The organism is Sphingomonas sp. AOB5, from assembly GCF_029433115.1.
GTDB lineage: Bacteria > Pseudomonadota > Alphaproteobacteria > Sphingomonadales > Sphingomonadaceae > Sphingomonas.
In genome coordinates, this window is record NZ_JARNTV010000096.1 from 1 (window position 1) to 8676 (window position 8676).

The following is an 8676-nucleotide window of genomic DNA, read 5'->3' on the forward strand; positions in this document are numbered from 1 at the left end:
CGGCACCGGCCCGCTCCCCCACCCGGCCACCCATAGAATAACCTTCCGTTGGGTGGCCGGGTGGGGGAGCGGGCCGGTGCCGCCGCATTGCCGGCGCAAACACCTGTTGTAATCGCTTCGGGAGCCAATAGACCTGAAGTGCGTTTCGCATGTGCAACATCAAGCCGGAGGCCCGCCAGTGTCGTATCGCGCCGCGTTCCTGTTCCCGCTGCTGCTCGCCACGCCTGCCTTTGCGCAGGATGACGGCGCGGCACCCGCACCCGCGCCGCTGATCGATCCGGCCAAGCTGGACGGGGATTCGCTGCGCATCGGCGCCGCGGCCGGCTTTACCCCCAGCTATGACGGGTCGGACGATCTGGTGCTCACCGTCGTGCCCGGAATCCAGGGCCGCGTTTCGGGCATCAACTTCGCGCTGCGCGGCAATCGCTTCTATGCCGACATCATCCCCACAAGGGGCGGCCCCGGCTGGGACGTTCAGCTCGGCCCGATCGTCAGCGTCAACTTCAACCGCAAATATCGCAGCACCGTCACCGATCCGCAGGTCCGCCGCCTGCCCACGCGCAATTTCGCGATCGAGGTCGGCGGCTTTGCCGGCATCGGCAAGCAGGGCGTGATCACCAGCGATTACGACAAGCTCAGCGTCAGCGTCGCCTATACCTATGACGTCAACGGCGTGCACAGCAGCCAGTCGATCACCCCGGCGATCGATTACAGCACCCCGCTCAGCACCAAGGCCTATGTCGGCCTGAACCTCCAGGCCAATTATGAGGGCCAGGGCTTTGCCGACGCCTATTTCACCATCACCCCGGCCGACAGCATCGCCAGCGGCCTGCCCGCCTATCGCGCGAAAAAGGGCTGGAAGGACTGGACGCTGAGCGCCTTCGCCCTCCATTCGCTGACCGGCGACCTGACCGGCGGCCTCTCGCTGATGGCCGCGGGTTCCTATCGCCGGATGCTCAACGATTTCGGCGACAGCCCGGTCACCAGCATCGCCGGATCGCGCGACCAGTGGACCGGCATGCTCGGCCTGGCCTACGCCTTCTGACGTTACGGCTTCCTTTCGTGCCGCGCCTTGCTAGGCTTGGCCCGGGAGGGAATCGGTAAATGTCGTACACCGATGGGCCGCGCGGCGTCGGCGGCTGGCTTGCCTTCTTCCTCGTCACCCTCGGCCTGTTCGGCCCGGCGCTGGAAATCCTCAACACCGTCGTCCAGCTGACCAATCCGGATATCGCCCGCGCCTATGGCACGCGCTGGCCCTCGGTCCGCATCGCCGCGCTGGTCCTGTCCGGCACCAGCATATTGATCAGCTGGTTCGTCGTCGGACGCTTCCTGCTGGTGCGCAACTGGCGGACGGTGCGGATGGGCATTGCGGGCCTCTGGCTGCAATGCCTGATCAACGTGCTGGTCGCGCCCTTGGCCATCGCGATCCTGGGCGGCATCTCGGTCCAGACACTGTTCGCGGCGATGGCGCCCAGCCTGATCCGCCCGATCGCCTATGGCACGATCTGGACCGCCTATCTCCTGCGTTCGAAGCGCGTCGCGAACACCTATCTCTATCCCGACAGCCGCGACGAAGCCGAACTGGCTCGGGTGTTCGACTAACACTTCCCCCGCCGCGCAGTAGCGTCTAACAAGGGCCATCCCCGGGGGACCGCGCGCAAGCGGTTGAGAGTTGGCTGATGCCAAGACCCGCTGAACCTGATCCGGCTGACACCGGCGTAGGGAGTGGGCGAGGCTTCACCCGAGGTCCGTTTTCTCCCCGATGATTGGAGAAGACACATGGCCGACATCCCTGCACAGACCGAACTCAAGGTCACCACCGGCCCGATCCGCGGATCGAAGAAGATCCATGTCGGCCCGCTCGGCGTCGCCATGCGCGAAATCCATCTCGAGCCCAGTTCGGGCGAGCCCCCGGTCCGCGTCTACGACACCTCCGGCCCCTACACCGACCCCAACGCGCGCATCGACATCATGGCAGGCCTGCCCGAACTGCGCCGCGACTGGATCCGAAACCGCGGCGATGTCGAGGAAGTCGCCCAGCGCGAAGTCCGCCCTGAGGATAACGGCCAGCTCGGCCCGGATCGCAGCGGCGGCGTCCAGCCCTTCCCGAACGTCCGCAAGAAGGTGCTGCGCGCAAAGCCCGGCGCGAACGTCAGCCAGATGCACTATGCCCGCCGCGGCATCATCACGCCCGAGATGGAATATGTCGCCGAGCGCGAGAATCTCGGCCGCGCCCGCCTTTCCGAATATGTCCGCGACGGCGAGAGCTTCGGCGCCGCGATCCCCGACTACGTCACGCCCGAATTCGTCCGCGAAGAGATTGCCCGCGGCCGCGCGATCATCCCCAACAACATCAACCACCCCGAATCCGAGCCGATGGCGATCGGCCGCAACTTCCTGGTCAAGATCAACGCCAATATCGGCAATTCCGCCGTCGCATCGAATGTCGCGTCCGAAGTCGACAAGATGGTCTGGTCGATTCGCTGGGGCGCGGACACGGTCATGGACCTCTCGACCGGGCGCAACATCCACGACACGCGCGAATGGATCCTGCGCAACTCGCCCGTCCCGATCGGCACCGTGCCGATCTATCAGGCGCTGGAAAAGGTCGGCGGCGTCGCCGAGGACCTCAGCTGGGAGATCTTCCGCGACACGCTGATCGAACAGGCCGAGCAGGGCGTCGACTATTTCACCATCCATGCCGGCGTCCGCCTGCCCTATATCCCGATGACCGCGAAGCGCGTCACCGGCATCGTCTCGCGCGGCGGTTCGATCATGGCGAAATGGTGCCTGGCGCACCATCGCGAGAGCTTCCTCTACGAGAAGTTCGACGAGATCACCGAGATCATGAAGGCGTACGACATCGCCTATTCGCTCGGCGACGGCCTGCGCCCCGGATCGATCGCCGACGCAAACGACGAGGCCCAGTTCAGCGAGCTCTACACCCTTGGCGAACTCACCCACCGCGCCTGGGCGCAGGACGTGCAGGTTATGATCGAAGGCCCCGGCCATGTGCCGATGCACAAGATCAAGGAGAATATGGACAAGCAGCTCGAGGTGTGCGGCGAAGCGCCCTTCTACACGCTCGGGCCGCTGACCACCGACATCGCGCCGGGCTACGACCATATCACCAGCGGCATCGGCGCCGCGATGATCGGCTGGTACGGCACCGCGATGCTCTGTTACGTCACGCCCAAGGAGCATCTGGGCCTGCCCGACCGCGACGATGTGAAGGTCGGCGTCGTCACCTACAAGCTGGCCGCCCACGCCGCCGACCTGGCCAAGGGGCACCCCGCCGCCAAGGTCCGTGACGATGCGCTCAGCCGCGCCCGCTTCGAGTTCCGCTGGCGCGACCAGTTCAACCTGTCGCTCGATCCCGACACGGCCGAACAATATCACGACCAGACGCTACCCGCGGAAGGCGCCAAGACCGCCCATTTCTGCTCGATGTGCGGCCCCAAATTCTGCTCGATGAAGATCACCGCAGAGGTGCGCGAGTTTGCGACGAAGCAGAATCAGGGCGTCGAGGGTTTCCTCGCGACCGGCCCGTCTGGCGCGGAGACCGCGGCGGCGAGCAAGGCCGCGGCGCTCAAGGGGATGGAAGAGATGAGCAAGGTGTTCAAGGAAACCGGCAGCGAGCTGTACATGGGCGCCGGCGGTCGCGAGCACGACTGAGGGTGGTTGCAACAGTCTATTGTCAACCGCAGGAAGCGTCAGCGCTCACGCGGGAATGATTGCCACGATGCCAATAAAGAGGGCGGTGCAAGATTATCTTGCGCCGCCTTTTTTTGTACGAGAGATAAGGCGCTGGTTTACAGTGTCATATTACTTTCCTAGTCTGTCCACTATGCTTGGGCGCACTTCGCTGCGTTGATGCCAGTTCTTGTTCTCCGTTAGAAGCCGCATAGCCGGAAATCTCGATATCAAGAGCGCGACAAGGCTTTGTCTTATAGGCTAATTTGGGTTTCAACGGATTTCCATCAACCCATTTCATGAAAGCTGCTGCAATGACGAAATCCGCCAGTCTTTTGGCTTATGTGACGAACGCGCAAGACAATGGTGCTTCGCCCGGCGTCGGATCGGTCATTCCGGTCGACCTCGCGACGGGCAAGGTGCTGGCGCCTTTCCCGATGGGCGAAGGATCGGGGACTAACTGCATCATCGTCACCTCGGATGGCAAAACCGCCTATGTCAGCAACGAGTTCTCGAATGCTTCGGATGGCACGGTCTCCAAGATCGACCTGGCTTCGGGCAAGGTCGAATGGTCGGTCACCGTCGGCGCTGAGCCGGTCGACATCGAATTCGTGCCCCACACCAAGGAAAAATGGGCCTGGGTCGCGAATTACGGGGGCGGTACGGTCACGACGGTGAACCTGGCCGACGGCGTCGTGGGCGCTACGATTTCGGTTCCCGGTTCGGGCGCCAACACGGTCGCTTTCACGCCCGATGGCAAGACATGCTACGTCGCGGACTGGGGAACGGACAGCGCGGCCGGCAGCACCGTGACGCCGATTCAGGTGACCGAACATGGCGCGTCGGGAACGGCCCTGCCGTCGATCACGGTCGGGAACAATCCGAACTGGGTTGCCATCACCAGGGACGGCGCCACGGCCTATGTCGCCAACAAGGGCAGCCGCAGCGTGACGCCGATCGATGTCGCCACGAACACCGCCGGGACCGCAATCGACTTGACCGGACAGCCGATCCAGATCGAGATCAGCCCCGACGGCAAGCTGGCGTACATCGCGGTCGCGGGGACCGATGTTAAGAACAACGCTATCGATGCAGTGGTTCGTTTGGACCTCACCACCAAGCCCGCCACTGCCGGCCCGGCAATCAATGTTGTCGCGGGGACCCAGCCGCACTGGATCGCCTTCACGCCCGACGGTGCCAAGGCCTATATCGTGGGTAACGGCAACGGCACGCTGACCCCCATCACGGTTGCGGACAACTCGCTGGGAGAACTCATCATCGTCTCCACCGACCGGGCCGCGGATATCCTCGACATCGCGATCGTGGCGGCCCGCTAGGATTGCCAGCCAGGATCGATTGTCACGGATTTGGCGACTGCCTCCCGGCCGCGGCCGGGAGGCGGCTTCCGGCGTGAATTCCGGGGGCATGCTATTATCTCGATCCGGTGAGCAGCAAGCGTCCCCGGCCCCGCCGCCGGAAGGGCGGATCAGTGTGAAGTTCCGCCGATCGCTCTGCTAGAAAGGCTGAGATGCGCGCCCGCAATCCGCTCTATGTGATGGCAAAGCCGCCGCCCGAGGTGCAGGCGCAGATCGTCGCGTTGCCCCGCAACGATTCCGGGCGCGGGCCGGAGCTGCTCCACGTCACCCTCGCCTCGCTGTTCGATCTTCATTACGCCCAGCCCCAATGGCTCGGGCAAGTGATCGCCGCGCTCGACACGCTGCAGGCCCCCGCCTTCCCGCTCGAATTCGACCGGATCGAGAACCGCAAGGCCGTCACCCTGCGTACCCGCGCGCCGCTGGCAGAGGCCCGCGCGTTCCAGGCTGCGCTCGTCCGGCATCTGCTCACCCACAAAGCACCGATGATGCTCGGCACCACGCCCGAGCCGCATGTCACGATCAACTATCATGGCGACCGGCTGAACGCGCAGAAGATGCCCGTGATCGGCTGGATAGTGGACGAGATATTGCTGGTCGAAAGCGTGGTGGGGAAGACCGAGCATCGGCTCCATGGCCGCTGGCGGCTGATCACCTGAACCGCGGCATGCCGATGCTTGTCCGCCGTGCCCACCTGTTTTACATTGCTACATCACCGGTCGGGAACTCACCCATGCGTATCTGTCTCGCAGTTGCCGCCTTTCTCCTTGCCCTCCCCGCCGCCGCGCAGGTCCGGCCTCCCGCCGATCCCGACGAGATCGTCGTCACCGGCCGCGAGACCGACAAGCGGCAGGTGCGCGACTATGTCGCGGGGATGACCGGCATGCTCGGCGCCGATCCGGTCGCGCGGTTCGAGAGCGATCTGTGCCCCCGCGCCTTCGGGCTGACCCCTGATTTCGACCGGCTGGTCACCGCGCGGATGCGCCGCGTCGCGGCCGGCGCCGGGATCAAGCTGGCGGCCGAGGATTGCCAGGCGACCGCGCTGATCCTGTTCGCGCCCGATCCAAGGGCGACGATCGAGGTGATGCGCAAAACCTATCCGCGCCTGTTCGAACAGCCCAACGGACAGCCGATCCGCCTCGCCCGGCAACGCGGCCCGGTGATCGCGTGGCACGTCACCGCCAAGGTCGATCGCGACGGCCGGCGGCTCGAGATCGATGACGAGACCGGGCAATATATCCTCGAATCCGCCGACATGCCCTCGGGCAATCAGGCGATGGTGCGGCCGGTCTATCTGATGTCGATCGTGGTGATCGACAGCGATTCGCTGGAGGGGCTGACCGTCAACCAGGTCGCCGATTATGCCACGATGCGCGCGCTCACCGCCGCCGATCCCGCCCGCATTGCCCGCACCGCCGCGCCGACGATCCTCACCGTGATCGATGCGCCGATGGGCAGCGTGACCGCGGGCAGCGTGACGCAATGGGACCTGAGCTTCCTGCGCGCGCTCTACACCGCGCCGCCCAATCTGCGCGGCCGGACCCAGCGCAGCGGCATCGGCGACCGGATGGCGGAGGATATCCAGAAGGCGCCGGACACACGCTGACCCTGCACCGCAGCGTGACGCACGCCGCAATCTCGTGTTACGCACGCACAACGAATGACGGGAGTATATGTCGATGCGCCGTTCGCTGCTCACCTCCGCCCTGCTCGCCGCCCCGCTGCTGATCGCCCTGCCCGCCGCGGCGCAGAACCGCGTGCCGCCGGCATCCGATGACGAGATCATCGTCGAGGGCGGCCGCAACCAGCCGACCCGCGCCAAGCAGGCCGCCGATTTCGTGCAGGAGCTGACCGTCGTCGCCGGCGTCGATCCGCTCGCCCGGTTCGACCGGACCGAACTGTGCCCCGCCGTGGTCGGGCTGAGCGAGCGGCACAATGCCGCCGTCACCGAACGGATGCGCCGCGTGGCCGAGGCAGCGAACGTGCCGCTGGCCGAACCGGGCTGCAAGCCGAACGCGCTGGTGGTCATCGCGCCCGACAAGGAAGAGATGATCAGCGCGATGAAGCGGGCCTATCCCACCTTCTTCCGCCTGCCGACCAACAAGGTGGTGAAGATCCCGCGCCAGGATGGCCCGGCCACCGCCTGGCATCTGGGCGGCTATGTCGATCGCGAGGGCCAGCCGATCAGCTACAGCCCGGACGATAATTTCTTCGTCCTCAGCTCGACGACGACGCCGTCGCGCCTCAGTTCGCCGGTCCGCCCGGTGTTCCTCGCCAGCGTCGTGGTGATCCAGCGCGATTCGCTGGAGGGGCTGACCACCACCCAGGTCGGCGATTATGCCGCGATGCGCGCCTATACCGGCGCCGATCCGGCCCGGCTGCGCCGATCGACCGCACCGACCATCCTCAACATCCTCGATTCGACGATGGACAGCGAGATTCCGATCACGCTGACGCCATGGGATCTGGCGTTCCTGCGCGCGCTCTATTCGGTTCCGGCCAACCATTATGGCCGCCGCCAGCAGACCGAGATGCGGCGGCGAATGGTCGACGAGCTGGAAAAAGGCCCACCCCATAGCTGACGGCGCGATGCCCGGCACGCAAACCCCCGCCGAACGAATCCGCCACGCCTATGCGCGCTGGGCGGAGAGCAAGGGGGCGAGCGCGGACCTGTTCCTGGATCTGATGGCGGACGATATCGTCTGCTCCAGCGCGTTGTCGCCGCACGAGGATCACCCGCTGGCCAAGGCGCGGACCGGCAAGGAGTTCGCCCGCGACTATCTGGAGTCGCTGCCGCTCAATCTCGACATGATCGATTATCCGACCGACGAGATCGTCGATGGCGGTGACACGGTGGTGTGGATCGGCCGCTGCAGCTGGCGCGAGCGCGCGACGGGCAAGGAGACCAGCACGGTCAAGGTCGATGTCTGGCGCTTCCGCGACGGCAAGGCGGTCAGCGTGCTCGAGATGTTCGACACGCTGGGCTTTGCCCGGCTGAACCGGATGATCTGAGAGTCGCACTTCCACCATTCGGAGGATTTCGGCCGCGATTCCGACGTCTAGTCATGCGGGCAACCGAACGGAGACAAAGACATGAAGCCTGCCGCCCTGATCCTTCCCGCCGCACTCCTACTGGCCCTGCCGGTTGCGGCCCAGCAATCCGGCACCGATTGGGTGGCAGCTGCCAAGGCTTATGACGCCGGGAAGAATTCGGGCACCTCGCCGCAGACCACCGGCGAATATACCACCTGCGCGGCTTACTGGACGAACTGGGCCAAGGCGCTGAAGGCGAAACGGATTCCGGCGGTCGATCTGAAGCCGCTGCCCGCCGCGGTGAAGCTGCCGGCTGCACAGCAGACGGCGAACGGGTGGCTCGCCCTGCTCAAGCAGAAGAACATCCCGGATCGTAACCTGGCCTCCGAACAGGCGACCGTCAGCGCGAGGATCGACGCAGCGATCGGCGGCGACGGTGCCGCCGCCAATGCTACCCTCGAATGGCTGGGCCTGTGCCCGCTGCCAAAGGTTTAGAGTCGGTTTCAGCTGCGCTGAAGCGGCACCGGCCCGCTCCCCCACCCGGCCTCCCACAGAATATGCTGGATGGGAGGCCGGG

At 65.3% G+C, this 8676-nt stretch carries 9 protein-coding genes and 1 riboswitch; all 9 genes read left to right on the forward strand.

Annotated elements, in window-relative coordinates:
* The first annotated feature begins 178 nt into the window (after positions 1 to 178).
* The 9 genes from P1X14_RS20960 to P1X14_RS21000 all read left to right on the forward strand — a co-directional run bounded on the left by P1X14_RS20960 (position 179) and on the right by P1X14_RS21000 (position 8594).
* The gene (locus tag P1X14_RS20960; RefSeq protein ID WP_277317369.1) at positions 179 to 1045 is read left to right on the forward strand and encodes a MipA/OmpV family protein; all 867 of its coding nucleotides are present in this window, start codon (positions 179 to 181) and stop codon (positions 1043 to 1045) included.
* Between the two features lie 59 nt (positions 1046 to 1104).
* On the forward strand, positions 1105 to 1602 hold the full coding sequence (locus P1X14_RS20965; protein WP_277317370.1) for a DUF2569 family protein: 498 nt from the start codon (positions 1105 to 1107) through the stop codon (positions 1600 to 1602).
* Between the two features lie 32 nt (positions 1603 to 1634).
* Positions 1635 to 1743: riboswitch (TPP riboswitch) on the forward strand.
* A 36-nt stretch (positions 1744 to 1779) separates the two neighbouring features.
* Positions 1780 to 3675, forward strand: coding sequence for a phosphomethylpyrimidine synthase ThiC (thiC, locus tag P1X14_RS20970; RefSeq protein ID WP_277317371.1), 1896 nt, complete (start codon positions 1780 to 1782; stop codon positions 3673 to 3675).
* A gap of 362 nt (positions 3676 to 4037) precedes the next feature.
* Positions 4038 to 5030, forward strand: coding sequence for a YncE family protein (locus tag P1X14_RS20975; RefSeq protein ID WP_277317372.1), 993 nt, complete (start codon positions 4038 to 4040; stop codon positions 5028 to 5030).
* A 191-nt stretch (positions 5031 to 5221) separates the two neighbouring features.
* The gene (locus P1X14_RS20980; protein WP_277317373.1) at positions 5222 to 5725 is read left to right on the forward strand and encodes a 2'-5' RNA ligase family protein; all 504 of its coding nucleotides are present in this window, start codon (positions 5222 to 5224) and stop codon (positions 5723 to 5725) included.
* Between the two features lie 74 nt (positions 5726 to 5799).
* The gene (locus P1X14_RS20985; RefSeq protein WP_277317374.1) at positions 5800 to 6672 is read left to right on the forward strand and encodes a hypothetical protein; all 873 of its coding nucleotides are present in this window, start codon (positions 5800 to 5802) and stop codon (positions 6670 to 6672) included.
* A gap of 73 nt (positions 6673 to 6745) precedes the next feature.
* Complete coding sequence (locus P1X14_RS20990) at positions 6746 to 7648, forward strand: hypothetical protein (RefSeq protein WP_277317375.1); 903 nt, start codon at positions 6746 to 6748, stop codon at positions 7646 to 7648.
* A gap of 7 nt (positions 7649 to 7655) precedes the next feature.
* Positions 7656 to 8078, forward strand: a complete 423-nt coding sequence (locus P1X14_RS20995; RefSeq protein WP_277317376.1) for a nuclear transport factor 2 family protein — start codon at positions 7656 to 7658, stop codon at positions 8076 to 8078.
* Positions 8079 to 8159: 81 nt separating this feature from the next.
* Positions 8160 to 8594, forward strand: a complete 435-nt coding sequence (locus P1X14_RS21000; protein WP_277317377.1) for a hypothetical protein — start codon at positions 8160 to 8162, stop codon at positions 8592 to 8594.
* Positions 8595 to 8676 lie beyond the last annotated feature (82 nt).